This is a genomic window from Nostoc sp. UHCC 0870 (genome assembly GCF_022063185.1).
Classification (GTDB): domain Bacteria; phylum Cyanobacteriota; class Cyanobacteriia; order Cyanobacteriales; family Nostocaceae; genus Trichormus.
On record NZ_CP091913.1, the window covers coordinates 1,958,448 to 1,978,794 of the forward strand.

Below are 20,347 nucleotides of genomic sequence, written 5' to 3' on the forward strand. Positions count from 1 at the left end.
AATGGCTGAATTTTTCTCTACCTATGGTTCACTGATTGTGTCGATGGTCTTGGGCGCATTACTTGGACTATCATTATATTTACCATTAATGGCTGGACAATTATCTTTAGCTAGCCCTGGATTTTATGCTTTAGGTGGTTATATTGCGGCGATTTTATCAACCAAAGTTTTTACATCTAGTAGTGATTTATTCCCTATTCCTTTATTATTATTAGAGATGTTAATTGCGGGGGCAATTTCTGGCTTATTGGGTATAGTTGTAGGTATTCCAGCCTTAAGATTGCGGGGAATTTATCTAGCGATCGCTACGATTGCGTTTGTGGAAGTTCTGCGCGTTCTTTCCCTTAATTTAGAAATTACAGGCGGTGCGGTGGGAATTTTTTCTATCCCTCAACCTTTCCCCACTCAAATTGAATATTTATGGATTGCTTTACCATTACTCTTAATTAGTATGGTGCTATTTTATCGTTTAGAACGGGTACGCGTTGGCAGAGCTTTTACTGCTATCCGTGAAGATGAATTAGCAGCAGGAGCAATGGGAATCAACCCCACTTATTATAAAGTTTTAGCTTTTACTTTGGGGGCAATTTTAGCGGGAGTTATGGGTGCAATTAGCGCACACTTTCTTAATACTTGGAATGCACGACAAGGTACATTTGACGCTAGTATTATTTACTTGACTTTCGTGTTAATTGGTGGTTCGCGAACTTTTTTAGGTTCAGTGGTAGGTGGTATGGTATTTACAGCTTTACCAGAGGTTTTACGCGGTTTAGCTGATACGGGTGGTTTACCTAATTGGTTAGGGCAATTTCTCCGGGATGGAAGATTAATTATTTTTGGTTTATTAATAGTAATAGGTACTATTTTCTTTCCCCAAGGTTTGATAACTCCTGATATTTTTAAAATAGGTAAAGCGAAAAATAGATAAAAGCCGGAAGAGTAACTTATTACAAATCCGGCACAATCACTAAACTAGATTTATTTTTGAAGTAATGATTAATGGGTATTTACTCATTACTCATGACTCATGACTCATTACTCATTACTCATTACTCATTTATGATCCCAATTGAGTCGAAACTTTACTCACATCAACCATCAACTTCTGCCCCAACTTGAGCAGATTCAGACACTGATTAGGATCATCTTGACTAGTCAGACACAAGGGTATGACTTGACTGTGCAGACAACTAAAGTATAGTTCTTGGGATTGGTGTAATGAAATGCCAATATTTAATTGATATGCCACATCAATTAACCGTTCTAGGCATTGGATATCTGTAGCAAAACTACCATTGCTATCGTACAGCAATCTCCAGAGTAACCGCGAAATCAACTGCTCTAGGATCTGCTTACCTTCAGGAATATTTAAGTGACAACGCAGATGTTTAGCTTCAGTGGCGATCGCCTCTAATTCTACTATGTGATTCCAAACTAACGTAGGTTCGGTGATATCTTGCTCTAGCGATCGCAATGTGGTCATGCAGCGATAGCCTAAAGCAATCTCGGCTGCAACTTGCAACTCTTGCGGTACAGCGAGTTCATCACGGTGAAAGGCTACTAGTACACCATAATTATCGCGGTAGGCTTGGGTGTAAAGTTGGTCTAACCGTGTCAGGGTTTCTTGAGAAAGTAACCGCATGATGCGGTGGCGTTCTTCTGCAAACAGATTTTGCAAGTTGTAAGCTTCACCACTAAATACCTGTGTCATCACCAAGATAGTTTGGGCTGCGCTAGCTTGTTGCAGTGCGCTGAACAGCTTGTCTTTCAACTGGCTGTAGTCCCGTCGTCCGGTAAATATTTGAATGCAGCAGTGGAAATCCCAACCGCCTAAATGCAGCACAGCAAAGACTAAGTTTTCGCTTTCCCAGGTAATGTCAGAGACTAGCTTTAAATGACCAACTGCTAAAGTCAACGATCCCATCCGTTGCAATTGGTAGTCTATTTCATTGACGGTGTAGCAATAAACGTGCTTTTGGTGATTACCGGGGGATGATCCCTGACCATTAAATATAGATGTAATGGCGTAATGGGCAGCTACTTGTTTAAAACTAATTTGAGCAGTTTGTACTAGTTGGCGATATACTTCTCCGCCATGTCTAAAAGTATCAACATTACTGGGGGCTAAACCCAGGCGTTTGAGGAAACCTTTTTCTAGTTGCACACCAGCGACATCTCCCGCCAGTTCCAAAGCGCGGGAGGCGTAACGGAGAATCTGAGTTCCTTCTGGGCGGGAAAGTTCTTCAAAAAACCAGCCGCAACTGGTGAACATAAATAAAGCATGACGCTGCATTTCTAATAAGCGCAAAGCGTCTACCTGTTCGGCGGCGGTGAGTTTGTGGGTTTGATGACGAGCCAGAAAACGGCTAACATTGCTAGCAGAGCGATCGCGGATGACATTAATATATTCATCTCTTGCTAGCCAGGGATCACGGAATAATTGTTTCCCAGATTCTTCGTAAACTGCAATTAACTGATCCCGCAGCCAATTTAAAGCATTCCGCAACGGCCGCCGCCATTTTTGATGCCAGATACCGCCTTCACCACCGCAACCACAATCATCTTGCCATCTGTCTACACCGTGGGCGCAACTCCATGCAGTCACGGATTTTAACTCAACTTCCCATCTGGGTGAATTTAAGCTGAGGTAATGCGCGAAGTTTGTCACCGTCCAATCATTTTTGGGAAACTCTTCGATAAAAGCGTAGGCGATGGTTTTTTCTGTTCCCTTTTTATGGTGTCCGAAGGTTTCCCCATCTGTAGCCACAGAAATTAATTGTGACTGACGGTGATCCCCGCGCACAGCTGAACCAATGCGTCCAGCAAAGTGGTGAGAATTATAGACGACATCACTAAAACCCATATCCCGTGAAATGGGGCCGTCGTAGAAGAAAATATCAATATATGGGCATTGGGCAGTGGGAATTGGTAATTGGTCATTGAGATTGCCCTTTCCCCGATCCCCGCGCAAATAACAACGATAGGGACGGGTGGAATCAATCTGACTACCGCCAACTTCGTGCCATTCTGGTTGGGGATCATCTTCTGATGGGAAGGGACGACAACGCAGGGCTTGGGATGGTGCGAGGACAATAAAGCGAATACCTTCAGTCACCAAAGCTTCTAAGGTTGCGTAGTCTACGGCGGTTTCCGCTAACCACATCCCTTCGGGATCACGACCAAAGCGGGAACGGAAGTCTGCTTTCCCCCAGCGAATTTGGGTATATTTATCCTGTTCGTTTGCCAGGGGCATGATGATGTGATTATATACTTGCGCGATCGCGTTCCCGTGACCATGCAATCGCTGACAACTTTTTGCGTCCGCCTCTAAAATTCGTTGATAAACCTCCATATCATGGCGTTCTAGCCACGACATCAGAGTCGGGCCAATATTAAAGCTCATATATTCGTAATTATTGACGATCCCCGTCACTTCGCCTCGGTCATTTAAGACTCTAGCAAAAGCATTAGGACGGTAGCATTCCCAGTGAATGCGCTCATTCCAATCATGGAAAGGCGAGGCACTAGGTTGACGTTCAATGGCATCTAAATAAGGATTTTCCCGTGGTGGCTGGTAAAAATGACCATGCACCGTCACATATACACCTGTAGCTTTGCTCAGGCGATCGCTGTGGTGAGTATCTTTAGCAGGGTAATTGGATGTTGATGTTGAGCCAGAAATAGCTGGCCGTTCAGCAGCAGAAGTCATGTATATTTATCCAAAAAAAACTTACACTTATGCCGGAAACATTTGATTCAAACCTTTCTACACAAGCTTGAAAGCAAAATCCGGTATATATGAAAACTATGTGTACGGAATACAGCTAAATTACGACGAATGTAATCTTATTATGATATTAAATCTGCGTTATCGCCAGGCTGTTTTCCAAATTTGACGAAAATATCAGTCATGAAAACAGTTATCAGTTATCAAACCCCGTCAGGATTGCTTACTGGTTACTAGTTACTGGGTACTGATTGTTTGAACGATGTTTATTATTTGAGTTTTTTTGGTTGGCAGAAATAATGAAAAATTTAATTATCTTTTAATATATTAAAAACTATTTTTGGTGTAAAAATATTGTTTTCGATTTAGAGTTTTGCTACAGAAGATTACGAAATCATAAGAAGCTGTAATAATAGTTTACATACTCTATTAAGCTTAACATTCCTGATTAGGTTTTATAGATACTTGTGGGTATTCTGGAGTCTAGTTAGGGATTAACAAAAATAAATTACTCGATGAATGTAGGGTGGATTAGCGACAGCTTAAACCAGTTAACAGTTATCTAGATCACTGTTAATTGGAAGTCCCTGATTAAATCCTTGTATATTTTGATTTGTAAAAAATATTGGTGAGTAATCGCTCAACTAAAAGTAACAAATGTCAGCTAAAAACATTCTTTTTCTCGTTCTCTTGCTGTTTATCCCCATTTCCTTGGCGGTGCATTTTCTCGAATGGGGAGACTTGCTAGTTTTTATCACCGCAGGTTTAGCAATTCTGCCCCTGGCTGCTTGGATGGGTACAGCGACAGAAGAAATTGCGGTGGTAGTTGGGCCTAGCTTGGGGGGGCTGTTAAACGCCACTTTTGGCAATGCTACCGAACTGATTATTGCTTTAGTGGCTTTAAATGCTGGGCTAGTTAATGTTGTCAAAGCCAGTATTACCGGCTCAATTATCAGTAACTTACTGCTGGTGATGGGCTTCTCGATGCTTTTGGGTGGATTGCGACACAAAGAGCAGACATTTCAACCAATAGTGGCGCGGGTAAATGCTTCTTCTATGAATTTGGCGGTAATTGCCATGTTGCTACCCACAGCCATGAACTACACTTCTAAAGGCATTGGCGAACAAGTCCTACAAAATTTCTCTCTGGCTGTGGCTGTGGTGTTGATTGTGGTTTACGCCCTCACCCTGCTATTTTCCATGAAAACCCACGCCTATTTATATGATGTTGGTGTGGTAGAAACTGAAATTGAGGAAACCCATACCAAACCCAATATTTGGTTATGGAGTGGGGTGTTGTTAGTCTGTACCCTGATGGTAGCGTTAGAGTCAGAGTTATTGGTTGATACCTTGGAGGTGGCGACTTCCCAGCTAGGTCTGACAGCACTGTTTACAGGGGTGATATTAGTTCCCATTGTAGGTAATGCGGCGGAACACGCCACAGCCGTCACCGTAGCCATGAAAAATAAAATGGATCTTTCTGTGTCGGTGGCTGTGGGTTCTAGTATGCAAATTGCCCTATTTGTCGCCCCTGTATTAGTAATTGCAGGGTGGATACTCGGTCAGCCAATGGATTTAGATTTTCAACCCTTTGAATTAGTGGCTGTGGTTGTATCGGTGTTAATTGCTAATAGTATTAGTTCTGATGGTAAGTCTAATTGGTTGGAAGGGACTTTGTTATTAGCGGCTTACACTGTACTGGGATTCGCTTTTTACTTTCACCCACCTATTAGCGGTATTGGGTAGTAGTTCTCACAGTTGTGTTCAAATCCCCGACTTCTTCGAGGATACATCTAGCGCATAGGGGGTTAGACAGTTCGTAGTAAGGACTTTAGTCCTTAGAAAAATCAGGACTAAAGTCCTTACTACAAAAAAAGCTTATCCATCAATTTAAACTTGACACACTACTAGTTATTTGCCAAAAATTCTTGAACAGTCAGAATCTCAATGTCTCTCCACGGGTTTAGGACTAGCAGATCATCATCTCCTGTCACAATACATTCTGCTTTTCCACTGACTGCTAATTCTAGATATTTGTTATCTTTTGGATCTCGACATTCATTAATCTGTTCAGTCACTTTAATGAACTGTACAGTTTCGGACAAATCCACCAGGAAATCGTTGCGTTCTTCTGGTGTGGTGTATCGATTAAATTTAGGTCGAGCGAGTACCTGTTCTAGTTCCAGCCAAATGGACTCGGACACCAACAATTCTCCTAAATCTTGAGCTTTTTTGAGTGCGCGATTTGGTTTGCTCCCTGGTAATAATACCGCACTAATGATGACATTGACATCACATACAAACCGTCTTTCATTCGTCGTCATTCAAGATTGACTCCAAAATCTCTGGCGTTAAACCTCTTTGGGCGGCTTTTCTGCCAATTTCATCCATTGTCTGCCTGAGCTTGGCAATGGCTTCATGCTTACTTGTCATGGAAGACTTTAGTAAAACTGCAATTCGAGCTTCAATTTGTTCCCGTTTTTCTTCCGAGGCATTGCGGTATGCCTCTGCTACCTCAGACGGCACTTTGATGGTAATTTCTTCTTTAGTAATCATGCTCTGTTACCTTTCATTTTCTCATCTTTAATTATTTGACACTCCTGGACCTAAAGGTACGAGGGTTCTTGATTCATCGGCACACCTTAAAGCTAGAAGGAATTAGGCTCGCTAATTCGACTCCCTCACCAAATAACCCTACCTAAAGGTGGTATTACTCAGCTATGGCAACTAGTTCCAGTGGGCTTGCCTCCCCAAGCGTTCGGGTACTTGCTGAAAGTGCCTTAAAAAGCCGTTTCTCTCTTTCCCCACGTTCCCGTATGCCCTACGGTACGTTGTTTTTTTGGGATAGCCAATTATTGAACTTCACTGGTATCGGCACTCTTTTGAGTCCATGCGTTTTTTAAGAGGTCTTTCGCTCCTCACGCACTAGCATCACTTTACGTCGTAGGTCGAGGGCAGTACCGACGAATCCTGCCTATGCTAGACTACCTCTATAGTGTAGCACAAATATTGCCACAATGCCGAGAGAAAAAACCCTGAGAGTACGACTTTCTGAAGATGAGTTTGAGAGACTTAAAAGCTATGCTGACAGCACCAATAGGATGGTTTCAGAGGTTATTCGGGACTACATTAAAAAACTCCCTAAAAAGCCGTCCTAGAAGCGATGCACTGAGCAGTTCGACAGGCTCACTGTATCACTTGCCGAAGTGGACGGAGCTTGTATCCCATTGTTTTCGGTCAATTAGAAAACCTTGCTATCTAGCGATTTGATTTTGAGGATTTTGAGACATATATTCTGTATGAATAACTACCATCTCCAAACCCCCAAAGTCAACACCCCAGTACCGCCGTAAAGTCAAAAATCAAAGGGCGGAAAGCCATATCTACATTCCCTGGGGGACACTGCGCCAACAGCTACGTTGGGCGGTTATGCGATCGCTATTTATTTTTAGTAGTAATTTTGACATTTTTTGCAATTATTCAAACTAATTATTACAACACTGCTCCCATAAGTAATTTATAAGTCTTAAATCGAAAGATTACACATATAGATATACCGCTTAAGGTGGAATAATTTCTTTTGTATCTAGAGTTTATTATTCTTGTTAACTTTATTAGGAAATTAACCAGAAAATGCCACATTTAGGCAGTTTGGCAGTTGATCAAATGATTAACTGCTGTCATTTGCAGTATCAAAAAATCACTTAGAGTAATTTAAACTCGGCTACATAAAAAGAATCTATAACTCAAAAGTAAGAAGGGCAATATATTCTGAACTCTGAAGCGTGAATTTTAAATTTTCTGCAATTGCTCAAAATTTAACTCACGAGATTTAAGTAAGCACTATTCCGGAATCAATGAATTTTTTCTGTCAAAGGAAATATGGGTGATAGTGACATCAATTACCATGAATGATATTGTCTTGCTGGTGACGGGTGTATTAGCAATCAAGCAACCCTCTCCGTCGATTGTACCCAAGCAGCCTGTAATTCAGCTTGACAATGGCGTGAAAAAAACAACATCTGTTGAGCCATATCAGTTAGTGTCATCTGCAAAAATCACGCCACCTGAATTCGTGCCGCTAAGTGAAAAATCGCCAAATCTTAAATTAGCTTTCAATCCTGAAAATCAAAAAACTCTGGTTAAAAAAGCAGATTTAATCAAAGATGCTTATAGTGTAGATGAGTTCCAAAATTTTCAGGCTGTGAGGGTAAAAGTTCCGCGTCAACCACGCATTATAGCCCAACAAATCCGTAATGAAATTCTTATTGCCAGACGATCTAGAAGGTCTATCAGAAATGTCCCAAATCTACGTTTTGGTAATTCAGGTAGTGCTGTGAGAGTCTTGCAAAGATTATTAGTTGCCAATGGCTATAATCTGCCCGTTGATGGGGTTTATGGGGCGTTGACAGAAAGTGCAGTTAAAGCCTTTCAAGTGCAGCGTAATCTCCAAGTAGATGGCATAGTCGGAACTAATACTTGGAATTCCTTAACGGTATCTTCAAAATAATTTCTAATTCGTAATTGTAATTTTTAATTACGAATTACGAATTACGAATTACGAATTATTAGCGATATTTGTGTTGTTCTAGGAGTGCTTGCGCCCTGGGTTTGTAAATTAAATAGAATAAAGACTCAAGGTAGCGCAATAAGTCTTCGCGTTTTTCTTTGGATGTAAAGTTCCAGAAACCATAAATTCTGGCTAATGACAACAGTTTAGTAGTGTGAATTTTCCAAGTATAAGTGCTGTATACTCGGTCAATTGCTTGCTGAGAAACTACACTCCAATATTGCGGATTTTCCTCACATTTATTGACAAATTCTAAAATTCTTTGGGCTGTTTCTTCTAAATGAGTGGGGTTAATGTAAAAACCGTTCACTTTATTTTGGATGATTTCTAATGGTCCACCAAATTGGGTCGCAAACGTCGGTAAGCCAGAAATCATAGCCTCTAAAATTGTCAAACCAAAGGCTTCAAATAATGCTGGTTGGACGAATATACCTTGGTGGTCAGCAATGACTCGATATACTTCTCCAGAATCATTTTTTGATAGGCGCACACCCAGCCAGCGAATCTTACCATGCAGATTGTACTCGTCAATGATGTGGTAGAGTTTGACGATTTCATCCCGTTCTTCATTGTCGTCTGATTCTTCCACCCGCAACTTACCAGCAATTAAAATTAAGTTGCAATGTTCTTGCAGTTCTTTACTTTGGCCAAAGCATTCTGCTAAACCAGTCATGTTTTTAATGCGGTCGAGACGCGCCATTGAGAAGATAGGACGCTTGTGAGGGTCGTCAAGTTTACCGAAGATTTGGCTAGGGTCTTCTAAAGTAAATAGCATTTCGTCAATGCGTGAGCGATCGCATTCTACTCTATCTTCAGAACGTGTATAGGGAAAATAAGCATTTTCATTTACCCCAGGCGGTACGACGTTAAACTTGGGACTAAATAATTCAATCCCGTTCACCACATGGTATAACTCAGGCATAGTAAAGCATTTGTAAGATTCATACTGCCCTACACTATCTGCTTTGCCGATAATTTCTTGGTAGGTGCTGCTGATAACGAAGTTGGCTGCATTCATCGCAATCAAATCAGCAGTGAATTGCAAAGAAAAATGATATTTATCTTCTAAATCTTGCCAATACAGGTTACTAAACAAGTATTTGGATTTTTCTAAAGCGTGGGCGATATTGCATTGGGTAATTTTCATCCGTCGCGCCAACAAGAACGCCACTAAGTTCCCATCGGTGTAGTTACCCACAATTAAATCTGGTGTACCTTGGAATTCTGCCAGCAGTTCCCGTTCTGAGTCAATGGCGAAGGTTTCCAGATAAGGCCAGAACTCAAATCGGGAAATCCAATTTTGCGTCATATTCGGGTTAAATTCCCGCAGAGGGACGCGCAAAATCCAGGCGTTTTCTGTTCCGTGGACTTTTTCGAGGCGTTGGTTACAAAGAGTCCCATCACTATTGGGAATCAGACGAGTCAGAATTATGACCTTGGGTTGGACGTTTAACCCTTCCAAACCGGCAAGTATAGCATCCTCTTGTAGTTGCTTTTCTAAATTCTTAGCTTGGTCGAGGACATACACCACCTGACCACCAGTATCAGGACGACCCAAAACCCCCTCTTGTCCAAACCATCCATGTGCTGACACCAGAACGATTCTAAAAATCATCGGGACGCGAGAGATGAAGGCTTCGAGAGTTTGGGGGTCTGGTGAGTCGATTAATTCATCGAGAATGTCTAAGGTATCCCGCACACGGGAGGCTGTGTTACCCCAACCTGGTTCAAAACCCATAGTTTGCAATTGCAACCGCAATTGTTCGTAGGGTTCATAGTTGGGTCTATCACTGACAAAGTTGATAGCCTTCTTCACTTGCTGTGACAGCTGCTGTTGTGATTGAATGCGATCGTTAATTAATAACTGGACACCGTTGTAATGATGCAGACGCAGAAAGTTAAATAGGCTTTCTAGCCATTGTTTGGGGTCTTGAAAGAGTTGGCTAGATAGGTAACGGTTGAGGAACTGTACACCCTTACCGATGTTTTTCGGGTCACGGATGACTGGGGTGTAGTCGTAAAAGGGGCCAAAGTCTAACTCTAGCAGATCACCATCTTGGGGATGAAATTTATTGACGAAGCGATCGCGCAAATCTAATAATTCCTGTACCGTCATCGACTCAACATCTAAATCTGCTGTCAGTCGATAAACTTCTTGACTAGCAATCTTGGAACGAATGATAAAACACAGATTGGAGTCTTCTTGAATAATCTCTTGGGTATAGTAAATTAATTTACTCAAATGAGAAGAAGTATAAAATGTCTCTGGCTTCTCAAATTTGGTGCAGTATTCACTATATTCATTCAAGATGTCATTACGCAGTAAATAATTTTGCTCTTTTTGGCGTAATTGACTTATAAAGCTACGTAAATCACTTTTTTCTTCACTATCCAGGATCGTCTGAATCAATTCTGACATAGTATGTCAACTCCTAAATGATGATTTTGCATTCTAGGGTAGCGCAAGCTTCAACCCTATAATTTAGACACGTAAAAACTTAAACAAACACAGATAAATTAATCTAACTGTATTTTTTGTACGTATTAAATCGTGCTATTCTTTACTCAAAATAAAGAAAAATCAGTATTTTTCTGTCTAACTAAAGATAGATAATCTTGAAATTATTGATATATTTTCTATGAATAATAGCTAAATATTCAAAGAAGCCCTAGTTACAAGAACCAAGACTTCAGATAAAGTTATTAAATTTATCAGCAGAACTCAACTTTTTACCCCAAATTGCTGAAGAAAGTTGCCCACAGAGTTCCTGTTACTCCCACCGCAATTAAAACGTTGGTGAAAAATCTGCCTAATTCAGCGTCTTCTCCCAGTCCTTTATCATCTTGACCTGCACTGAAAAATAATGACCAAGCTTGGTTAGCATTGATAGTTTCAAAGTTGTTGAAATCAGGTCTAAATACAACAGTACCAATTAAATCTTTTTGAGGAAAATCAAAATCAGTTTTCATTATTTTATCTCTTGATTATTTATTGAGTGGAATAGTAAAAATTTAGTTACAGGTTTGTCAGCCATTGAATCAAGCCGTTTCCTGTGATGATTTCTACAGCGATGAGTGAAACAAAGCCAATCATAGCCAAGCGTCCATTGAGTTTCTCTGCGTATTCGGTAAAACCTGCTCTTGGGGTTTGATCTACATAAACTTTTGGTTCAATGGCAAAGTTGTTGAGTTGACCAAGTTCGTTCATGGTAAAGCCTTTGTTTGTCATGTCTTTTTTCCTTTGCTTGCTTATGTAACCAAATATAACATTATGTAAATATTTTTTGCAAGAGGTTGACAAAATAAACGTGTAGTGTAAACCGTAGTAAAGAGGTTGGGGATACCGTATTATCTAAAAAATCTGAAAATATCGGGTGATGCGGTATAAAATTCAGACTCAAAGCAGACATCATTTCACAATTCAAAATTCAAAAATTTTCAGTTCAGTAGGGTGTGTCAAGGCTAAAATAGTGCATTAGAATCACCTGTTTCATCGATTTCAAAAATTGGGTAAAGATGCTTAAGTTTGACACGAGCATCTTCAGTAGTAAAGTGCCAAATGACTTTACTAGCAGTACAGTTACGTGTGTTCTGCCAAGCAGCTAACTCAGTAGAAAGTTGTTCAGATGAAGAAATACGTTTATCTAAACATTGTTGGCTTAAGACACTTAATTCAATCTCAGCAATATTGAGCCAACTACCATTACGAGGAGTGTAATAAATCTCTAGTTTTCGGGCTAAACGATGAGCTTCAGGTGCAGGAAAAGCTTCATATAAAGAAGCGATATTATGAGTATTGAGATTATCACAGACTAATTTGACTTTGTGAGCATGAGGATAGTCTTCATCTAATAATTGACGTACTTCAATAGCCCAATCTACACGAGTGCGATGGTCGCGATTGCTCACTCTTCGCCAACCTCGATTCGGGTCGAAGAACATAAATAAAGCTTGGACTCCTTCACGAGTGTAATGATAATCTTCTTTTGCATCATGACCAGGTTCGACTGGAATCGGCTCGAAGACGTGTCCTGTTAACTGTATAGCCGCTTCATCCATACATATAAGCGGTTCTGATTCACCATGCTGTTGGCTATAAAGATCCAAAATTACTTCCATTTGGGAAATAAAACGTGCTAAGTCCCGTTCTGGGATACAAAACCTTTGTATTTTCCACGGTCGTAATTCGTTTTTTTTAAGATGTTTCTGACTGTCTCTATGGAAATTTCTGTGATGATTTTTCTGTTCTTAATTTCTTTAGTTAACAATCTTAAGCTCCAATGTGCTTGTCCTGCTGGGGGTTCTGAACAACACAATGCAATGATTTGAGCTTCTTGATGACCATCGATTTTTGCGGGAACTGGCGGACTTTTTCGTTGACTACGATTTAGGGCTGGTTCTTCACCTTGCTCCAAAAATCTTTTCCTGATTCTTCCTACTGTATTGCGATGCAAGTTGAGGGCTAAACTAATTTGTTCATCTGTCCATTTTTTCGTTGCACCCACACCTTCATCACACATTAATAGCACTTGTGCGTGCAATATTTTTTTCGCTGGAGCGTAACCATTACGACTTATCTCTTCTAGTTTTTGCCTTTGTTCTGTATTTAAAAGCACTTTGTCTCTACGACCTTTACCCATCACTTTACCCCGATTCTCTGCCTTGTTTATTGCACTATTTTAGCCTTGACACGCCAGTAGGGTGTGTTAGCGACAGCGTAACGCACCTTCCCTAAAGCCTTCGGTGCGTTACGGCTTACGCCTAACACACCCTACTTCTACTTAGATTGTTTTATAAATCAAATCGGATTCCTATATAAAGTAAGTTGTCAATCACAAAACAATCAGGTTCTCATGCTTGAGTTTTACCAACAACTAGCAGCCGCTTTAAAACAAGATGGTGTAGTTTTAGCCACAGTCACCAGCACTAAAGGTTCTGTCCCCAGAGAAGTAGGTGCAAAAATGATGATCTGCGCCGACGGTAAAACTTACGGTACAATAGGCGGCGGTGCTGGAGAAGCTAAAGTTTATCAACAAGCTTTGCAAGTCTTACAAAATGGCGAAAAGCAATTAGTCGAAATTGATTTATCAGGCGCACTGCACCGAGAAATTCAAGGTGTTTGTGGTGGCACAATGTTGCTATGGTTGGAGTTATGGTCAGGTGATGCCAGTTTAAACTTAGTGAATGAGATTATCGATAAACTTGCATCTGGGCAGACAGTATCAATTATTACACCGTTAAATATCTATGCTAAACCCTACTTAGAAACAACAAATATCCCCGAATTACCGCAACTAAAAAATCATACTTTAATTGAACCTTTACTACCACCACCAACTCTATTAATTATTGGTGCAGGACATATTGCTATTCCCCTAGCCAAGATTGCTAAGATAGCAGGATTTCAAATTATCATCCAAGACGATCGCCTAGAATTTGCTACCTCAGAAAGATTTCCCGATGCCTCATTAGTCTTAGCACAACCTATCACCTCAATTCTGGAAATTATTCAGCAAATTTCTAATTTATATATTGCTTTAGTGACTAGAGGTTATTTACAGGATGTATCAGCTTTAGAAATATTAAAGCATTGTCATGCAAAATATATTGGCATGGTTGGTAGTAAAAAACGCGTCGATACTGTTTACAAAATGTTGCAAGCTCAGGGGAATTTACCACAGATATATGCACCCATTGGTTTAGATATTGGGGCTTTAACACCAGAAGAAATTGCTGTAAGTATCTGTGCAGAATTAATTAAAGTGCGTCGTGGTGGAACTGGGCGATCGCTATCTGAAACTTCACCTAAAAATGTGCATAAATAAGGAATAACCACTAACCGCCAAAAAGAAAAATATGGTTGCAGAAAAAATGACTATATCTCTGATTATGAATAAAATCCAATCTTTTCTCAGTTCTTGTCTAAACTTAAGTTCTCGCAGATTACGCTCAAGTTTTGCGTCTTCTTCTGACTGTTTGTTTTCTGTTGAGATAATTAGTGGATTTTCACCCTTGGTAGCAATTAGCTCTGATAAATTTTTTACATCTGTCATGCTTTTAGATGCCAATAATTTCAGTTTCCAGGTTGTATTTATCGTCTGTAATCCAGAGATGTTTGCCTTTTAGCTTGGCTTCTACTGCTACTTCTAAGAGTGCAATCGCTTTTAACAATACTTCAGTATTATCTCCATTCATCTGTTGTACTAGATTGTTTATGGTTTCATATAGTTCTGGGGATAAATCTAAATTTATTTGAACTCTTTGGGGGTTATTTTGTGCATTCATTTATTTTGATGGTTCACAATTCAATAAGAAAACTTTCTCGGAGGTGAAAGTCAGCCTCTGCACCTTGATGAGCTAACGCCCAGTAGCTCACATGACTATTTTGTTGTTTAATTACAGTAGTAATTGCCACATCAATAACTTGATTTTCTGAGATAATTTTAGCTAAATTTAACTTTAACGACAGCACTAAACTATCTGATTTATTCTGAATACTAAAAGGTAATTCGGTAAAAGCTTTTTCTTCTTGCATACCTTGGCGATAGTTATCAAAGTGATATATATTCCAATGTCCAGCCGGAGAAAGATTGAATTCCCAATAACTTTGAGAATTTTTGACCCCAACAAAGAACTCAAAGCAGGTATTTTGCCATAGTTCATACTGGCGGGTTGGTGTATCTACGGGTGGGGGAATGACCACTTGTTCTAAGTCGCCTGTTAGTTGGTAGTTAATATCGAGATGATTACTATGATGGCTAATATTACCTGTGATTTTTAAATTAGGTAAATAGTCATCTGTGAGGAATGGTTGTAGAGAAAATGTTTGATGGTTCATTGCAAGTCTTGAATTATTTGACGAATCTGAGTTTGTTGAGATTCAATACTCTCAGTCAACTTAAACTGGACGATCGCTCTTGCTAAGTTATGTTCTGGATGTTTAACTTTAAAATAGACGTTCCCAGCTAAATAATCAGCAAAAAATCGCAGTCCCAACTCAAAGGCGATGAGACGAATAGCATCGTATATGTAGGCGTAATCGTTTTGGGTCAAAAATGCTTGAGCAACTGAGAGATAACCCTGTAATATTCCCTGACATAAATCAGTATCAAAATAAACGCTATCCCCATCTTCAGTTTCTTCCCCAACGGGATTGCACCCAGAACGCAAGCAGTCACCAATATCGTAATGTACTAACCCCGGCTTCACGGTGTCGAGGTCGATCATACTGACTGCCTTGTGAGTGGCGGTATCAAACATAACATTGTTAATTTTAGGGTCTCCGTGCATCAGACGCAGAGGTAATTTACCCTCAGCTTTAGCATTTTCTAGGATATAGGCAAAGGTAGTGCGATCGCTCACAAACTGCAAGCAATAATTGACTTCTGGGGATGGTTGCGGTGTAGTCCTCGCCAGCACTTCTTGATAATGGCGCAAGTAAAGCGGTGTAATATGAAAACCTTCGAGGGTGTCAGCTAGTGTTTGTGGTGGTAAGTCGCTGATCAGGTTGTGAAACATCCCTAAAGCATAGCCAATTTCTTGAGCCTGTTCGAGATTTTGCATGGTATCGAAAGATTGCGACTTTTCGATAAAGCTAATCGCTCGCCAAAAATTACCTTCAGCATCAATATAATAGTCTTGAGCCTCTTTAGTTGATAGTACGCGCGGCATTTCCCAACGACGATCTAAAGGGGTGTGTTGTAGTCTTTGGCGGATATGATCAGTAAAGGTACGCAGATTCTGCATAATCAGTTGGGGTTGGCAAAACACCTGTGTATTGATGCGTTGCAGGATAAAGTGCTTTTCCCCAGGAGAATCAATATTTACTAAGAAAGTATCATTAATATTGCCACTACCAAAGGCTTGAACATCTGTGATTTTACACTGAAGCGTAAATTGTTCAGCGATCGCCACCAGATTTTCTATACCATGCGTCCTGATAACTGTTGTCATATGCGTTTTTTCCTACTCCCCACACTGAAATTGCACAAAGGCAATAGGACAATATAGTAGCGTAAGTTTTACGTTAGGTCTGTATATAAGTGTTGCAAATATTGCGATCGCCTTTCCCGGAGTATTCCACAGGATGTTTTCTGTTCCCTTCCTACGTCAGAAAATGCTCCAAATCACAGCCGACTGCTATAGCCGCAGTTCTTAATCACCAGGAACTTTTGTATTATTTGCGTAAAACATCAGAACTAGACTGATTCATATGTATGAGGTCAACAAGCAAAACTATATAACTTAGTCACCTCAATAATTAAAGTAATTACCATATTTTTAGGTGAATTTGCACCATGATTATCGTCATGCAGCCCGGTACTCCAACGGCAGAAATTGCTGAAATTAGAGCAGAAATTAAACAGCACCATCTTGTATCAGAAATATGTACAGGACAACATAAAGTAGTGATTGGCCTAATAGGAGATACATCAGAAATTGATACACAACAGATTCAAAATCTCAGTCCTTTTATTGAGCAGGTTATCCGCATCAAAAAACCATTTAAACGTGCTTCTTTAGAGTTTCGCTATGGAGAACCTAGTGAAGTAGTTGTACCCACACCTAATGGACTTATAACTTTTGGTCAAAATCATCCTTTAGTTGTAGTTGCAGGGCCTTGTTCTGTTGAGAATGAGGAAATGATTATAGAAACTGCCCATATAGTTAAGGCTTCTGGCGCACAGTTTCTGCGTGGTGGAGCATACAAACCTCGAACTTCTCCTTATGCTTTCCAAGGACATGGTGAAAGTGCCTTAAATCTATTAGCAAAAGCTCGTGAAGCGACTGGTTTAGGGATTATCACAGAAGTTATGGATGCGGCTGATTTAGACAAGGTTGCAGAAGTTGCAGATGTCATTCAAATTGGCGCACGCAATATGCAGAATTTTTCCCTTTTGAAAAAAGTAGGTGCTACTAATAAACCAGTGCTACTAAAACGTGGTTTGTCTGCCACCATTGAAGACTGGTTAATGTCTGCTGAATATATACTAGCAGCAGGGAATCCCGATGTGATTTTATGTGAGCGAGGAATTCGCACTTTTGACCGACAATATACCCGCAATACTTTAGATATATCGGCAATTCCCGTGTTGCGATCGCTAACTCACTTACCTATCATGATTGATCCTAGTCATGCTACTGGTATATCAACATTTGTACCAACAATGGCTATGGCAGCAATTGCAGCCGGTACAGATTCCTTGATGATTGAAGTTCATCCTAACCCAGCTAAGGCTCTTTCTGATGGACCGCAATCTCTCACATTAGAAGCATTTACTCAAGTAATGCAGGAACTGGCTACTTTAGCTAAATACTTTGGGCGATGGACTGAAAATTTTTCCCATCATACTATACAAGATGCTCCTCAACCGCAACCCATAAAAGCTAAAGTTTAATTTTTTATCTGTATCGCATCTCAATTAACTTTTGATTGAATAGGTTCTCACAAATAGAACCTATTGACAATCAACTATACTCAATTTTTAGTTATTTAGTTAAGGATTAAAGATGATGAATGGTAAAACGGCTTTTTTAACTCCTATTCCCCAAAAAAATCTATCAATATCTCCACAACGTAGTTATATTGAGCCATCATTATTGAGTACATTTCAACGAATTTTATTAACTACAAATGGCACAATTACGGACATGATTGAAGCCTATGCAGGAGAGCAAATTAAACTAGTTAAACTGTCTGAAGAAATTATTAGCTTAAAGCATGATATCCCAGAGATGCAATTAAAACAAGGTGATGAAGTAGTTGAACGAAAAATTTTATTACGCGGTAGCATCAGTCAGAGAAATTATGTTTATGCCGATTCTCTACTGGTTCTCAATAGATTGGAAGAAAGTGTAAAAGAGGAGTTATTAAATACCAAAAAGCCCATTGGTAAGGTCTGGGTTGAGCAAAAAATTGCCATCTTTAAGGAAAATGTTGATTCAGGTAGAGAATCAGCTAATGACTTGGCTAATTATTTTAATATTAAGCCTCAAGAAAATCTCATATTTCGGACTTACTGTGTAATATCCAATAAGAAATACACCATGATGATTACAGAAAAGTTTCCTGAGAGTTATTTTCAGAAAGTTGTTTAATTCATTAAATATTGGCGAATTTAATTTGCTAAAAAGGAGTCATTTTATGTTAACAGACTTACTCAAAAATACGGTAAATAGCTTTCCTGAAAAGACAGCTATCGTTTATGACAAATTGAGAATTAGCTATCAAGAGCTTTATGGAAATATTCAAGGCTTAAGTAACGGGCTAAAATCGATAGGAATTGCTCAAGGTGACTGTGTTGCTTTAGTTTTACCCAACTGTCCTGAATTTGTTACTAGTTTTTATGCGATCGCGCAATTAAATGCTGTCATTTTACCTCTCAACCATCTTTTTAAAGAAGAGGAAATTAGTTATTGTATTGACGATAGTCAGGCAAAAGTAATTATTACAGATATTACAAGAGTTGATGTTTGTCAGAGTGCGATCGCTAAACTCCAACGCGATATCAAATTAATCGTGGTTGACGGCTTTCATCCCGCATCTCATTACTTCTATGACCTGATTATTCCAGCAACAACAGCAATTGATCAAGCTCAAAACTCCTCATTTACTGGCGATTTACTATATCAGTATTCTTCAGGTTCAACAGGCCGTCCAAAACGAGTTTGTCGCACTCAATCCAACCTCTATCATGAAGTACAAAACTTTACTTCTACAATTCAAATTACATCAGATGATAACTTCTTGTGTACCGTTCCTCTATATCACTCCCACGGCTTAGGGAATTGCTTATTGGCGGCTACTTGCAATGGTGCAACGTTAATAATTTTAGAGCAGGTTTTACACAAAAATGGTACTCCCATAGAAGTCCCCTTTGTCTTTCGTCGTCCCAGAGTTTTAGAACTTATTCAAAGTGAGAGTATTTCTATTTTACCTGCTGTTCCATACATTTTTAATACCTTGGCAGAAACACCAACTGATATTCAAGTAAATTTATCTAGTTTGAGACTTTGCTTTTCCGCAGGTAATTTCTTGGGAGTAGAAATTTTTGATAAATTTGTCCAGCGTTTTAATTTACCTGTACGACAACTATATGGATGTACAGAAGCAGGTTCTCTCGCCATTAATTTAAGTGCAGAACCTGAAGAAACCTACAATTCTGTTGGTTTTCCCATGCAGAATGTCGAAATTAAGATTGTCGATGATGAAGGTAAAGAAGTCCCTGCTGGCGTGATTGGCGAAGTAGTAATTAAGAGTCAAACCTTGACGGCTGGTTACTCTAATATGCCAGAACTAAATAAACAAGCATTTCCAGATGGTTGCTTCTTTACAGGTGATTTAGGCAAAAAAGATTACTTTGGTCGCCTTTATATTACAGGGCGTAAAAAACTCTTAATTGATACAGGTGGACGCAAAATTGACCCCATAGAAATTGAAGATATCTTGCTCACTCATCCTAGAGTCAAAGAGGTTGTAGTTGTGGGGATAAAAGGTAATCATGCTGGAGAAATCGTTAAAGCTGTCATTGTTCAACAGGGACGAGAACAATTTGAATCCAGAGAAATTTTAGGTTACTGCAAAGAACGACTTGCAGAATTTAAAATTCCTAAAATCATCGAATTTCGCGCGGAAATTCCTAAGAGTCCTCTAGGTAAAATTCTCAGAAAAGAACTAGTCTAAATTTTTAATTAATAAATTAACAGGAGAAACCATGATGATTACTACTGAAACCATTAAACAACAAACTCAAAAATTAGTCAGTGAAATTTTACCAGATGTCAGTCCAGAAGAATTGCCAGACAACGTTGATATTTTTAGCTTAGGTCTAGATTCAATTAATGCCATGACCCTGGTTTCTAACCTACAAGATGCTTTTGAAATTCAATTAGATGCTAGTGAAATTAGTTTTGAGAATTTTCAAAACATCGCCACTATTGTAGAAATGATTGAGAAGAAAAAAGGACTATAAACGGTTTGTCTAAAGTTCGTAGTTTTCACCTAGCATTGATCGGCGACAGGGAGCTTTAGCCATTATTTGATGAGAAAT

At 39.5% G+C, this 20,347-nt stretch carries 19 protein-coding genes; 8 read left to right on the plus strand and 11 right to left on the minus strand.

Going from position 1 to position 20,347, the window contains the following annotated elements; translation table 11 throughout:
• Position 1: 1 nt before the first annotated feature.
• Complete coding sequence (locus L6494_RS08505; protein WP_237993769.1) at positions 2 to 928, plus strand: branched-chain amino acid ABC transporter permease; 927 nt, start codon at positions 2 to 4, stop codon at positions 926 to 928.
• 129 nt (positions 929 to 1,057) lie between these two features.
• Here L6494_RS08505 and L6494_RS08510 read toward each other — a convergent pair whose 3' ends face one another.
• Positions 1,058 to 3,709: a DUF3536 domain-containing protein gene (locus L6494_RS08510; RefSeq protein WP_237993771.1), complete on the minus strand. Its 2,652-nt coding sequence runs from the start codon at positions 3,707 to 3,709 to the stop codon at positions 1,058 to 1,060.
• A 675-nt stretch (positions 3,710 to 4,384) separates the two neighbouring features.
• Here L6494_RS08510 and cax point away from each other — a divergent pair.
• Complete coding sequence (gene cax, locus L6494_RS08515; protein ID WP_237993774.1) at positions 4,385 to 5,473, plus strand: calcium/proton exchanger; 1,089 nt, start codon at positions 4,385 to 4,387, stop codon at positions 5,471 to 5,473.
• Between the two features lie 161 nt (positions 5,474 to 5,634).
• Here cax and L6494_RS08520 read toward each other — a convergent pair whose 3' ends face one another.
• On the minus strand, positions 5,635 to 6,051 hold the full coding sequence (locus tag L6494_RS08520; protein ID WP_237993775.1) for a putative toxin-antitoxin system toxin component, PIN family: 417 nt from the start codon (positions 6,049 to 6,051) through the stop codon (positions 5,635 to 5,637).
• A complete protein-coding gene (locus L6494_RS08525) occupies positions 6,038 to 6,283 on the minus strand; it encodes a hypothetical protein (RefSeq protein WP_237993777.1) in 246 nt (81 codons plus the stop codon). Before L6494_RS08525 ends, L6494_RS08520 begins: the two co-directional genes overlap by 14 nt.
• A 1,351-nt stretch (positions 6,284 to 7,634) precedes the next feature.
• Here L6494_RS08525 and L6494_RS08530 point away from each other — a divergent pair.
• On the plus strand, positions 7,635 to 8,237 hold the full coding sequence (locus L6494_RS08530) for a peptidoglycan-binding domain-containing protein (protein WP_237993779.1): 603 nt from the start codon (positions 7,635 to 7,637) through the stop codon (positions 8,235 to 8,237).
• Between the two features lie 58 nt (positions 8,238 to 8,295).
• Here the strand turns inward: L6494_RS08530 and L6494_RS08535 are convergent, their stop codons facing one another.
• The 4 genes from L6494_RS08535 to L6494_RS08550 all read right to left on the minus strand — a co-directional run bounded on the left by L6494_RS08535 (position 8,296) and on the right by L6494_RS08550 (position 12,937).
• Complete coding sequence (locus tag L6494_RS08535; protein ID WP_237993781.1) at positions 8,296 to 10,716, minus strand: sucrose synthase; 2,421 nt, start codon at positions 10,714 to 10,716, stop codon at positions 8,296 to 8,298.
• 311 nt (positions 10,717 to 11,027) lie between these two features.
• A complete protein-coding gene (locus tag L6494_RS08540; RefSeq protein WP_237993783.1) occupies positions 11,028 to 11,267 on the minus strand; it encodes a hypothetical protein in 240 nt (79 codons plus the stop codon).
• A 46-nt stretch (positions 11,268 to 11,313) separates the two neighbouring features.
• Positions 11,314 to 11,526: a chlorophyll a/b-binding protein gene (locus L6494_RS08545; protein WP_237993785.1), complete on the minus strand. Its 213-nt coding sequence runs from the start codon at positions 11,524 to 11,526 to the stop codon at positions 11,314 to 11,316.
• Positions 11,527 to 11,759: 233 nt separating this feature from the next.
• Positions 11,760 to 12,937 (minus strand): IS630 family transposase gene (locus tag L6494_RS08550; RefSeq protein ID WP_237993788.1). Its coding sequence is split into 2 segments (ribosomal slippage): positions 11,760 to 12,505 and positions 12,505 to 12,937, totalling 1,179 coding nucleotides; the frame shifts between segments, so codons are not numbered across the junction.
• Positions 12,938 to 13,150: 213 nt separating this feature from the next.
• On the opposite strand from L6494_RS08550, the gene L6494_RS08555 reads away from it, so the two are divergent.
• On the plus strand, positions 13,151 to 14,122 hold the full coding sequence (locus tag L6494_RS08555) for an XdhC family protein (protein WP_237993790.1): 972 nt from the start codon (positions 13,151 to 13,153) through the stop codon (positions 14,120 to 14,122).
• Here the strand turns inward: L6494_RS08555 and L6494_RS08560 are convergent.
• From L6494_RS08560 to L6494_RS08575, 4 genes are read right to left on the minus strand one after another with little or no spacing between them, the layout of a single operon-like run.
• Complete coding sequence (locus L6494_RS08560; protein ID WP_237993792.1) at positions 14,099 to 14,350, minus strand: hypothetical protein; 252 nt, start codon at positions 14,348 to 14,350, stop codon at positions 14,099 to 14,101. The two genes, L6494_RS08555 and L6494_RS08560, sit on opposite strands and share 24 nt — an antisense overlap.
• Before the next feature lie 4 nt (positions 14,351 to 14,354).
• A complete protein-coding gene (locus tag L6494_RS08565) occupies positions 14,355 to 14,582 on the minus strand; it encodes a DNA-binding protein (RefSeq protein ID WP_237993794.1) in 228 nt (75 codons plus the stop codon).
• A gap of 13 nt (positions 14,583 to 14,595) precedes the next feature.
• A complete protein-coding gene (locus L6494_RS08570; RefSeq protein WP_237993796.1) occupies positions 14,596 to 15,135 on the minus strand; it encodes a DOMON-like domain-containing protein in 540 nt (179 codons plus the stop codon).
• Positions 15,132 to 16,250 (minus strand): phosphotransferase enzyme family protein, encoded by a 1,119-nt coding sequence (locus L6494_RS08575; RefSeq protein ID WP_237993798.1) that lies wholly within the window; start codon positions 16,248 to 16,250, stop codon positions 15,132 to 15,134. Before L6494_RS08575 ends, L6494_RS08570 begins: the two co-directional genes overlap by 4 nt.
• Before the next feature lie 344 nt (positions 16,251 to 16,594).
• On the opposite strand from L6494_RS08575, the gene aroF reads away from it, so the two are divergent.
• From aroF to L6494_RS08595, 4 genes are all read left to right on the plus strand, one after another.
• A complete protein-coding gene (gene aroF, locus L6494_RS08580; RefSeq protein WP_237993800.1) occupies positions 16,595 to 17,695 on the plus strand; it encodes a 3-deoxy-7-phosphoheptulonate synthase in 1,101 nt (366 codons plus the stop codon).
• A gap of 112 nt (positions 17,696 to 17,807) precedes the next feature.
• Positions 17,808 to 18,395: a chorismate--pyruvate lyase family protein gene (locus L6494_RS08585; protein WP_237993803.1), complete on the plus strand. Its 588-nt coding sequence runs from the start codon at positions 17,808 to 17,810 to the stop codon at positions 18,393 to 18,395.
• A gap of 46 nt (positions 18,396 to 18,441) precedes the next feature.
• Positions 18,442 to 19,980 (plus strand): class I adenylate-forming enzyme family protein, encoded by a 1,539-nt coding sequence (locus L6494_RS08590; RefSeq protein ID WP_237993805.1) that lies wholly within the window; start codon positions 18,442 to 18,444, stop codon positions 19,978 to 19,980.
• 31 nt (positions 19,981 to 20,011) lie between these two features.
• Positions 20,012 to 20,269 (plus strand): acyl carrier protein, encoded by a 258-nt coding sequence (locus tag L6494_RS08595; RefSeq protein WP_237993807.1) that lies wholly within the window; start codon positions 20,012 to 20,014, stop codon positions 20,267 to 20,269.
• Positions 20,270 to 20,347: the final 78 nt, after the last annotated feature.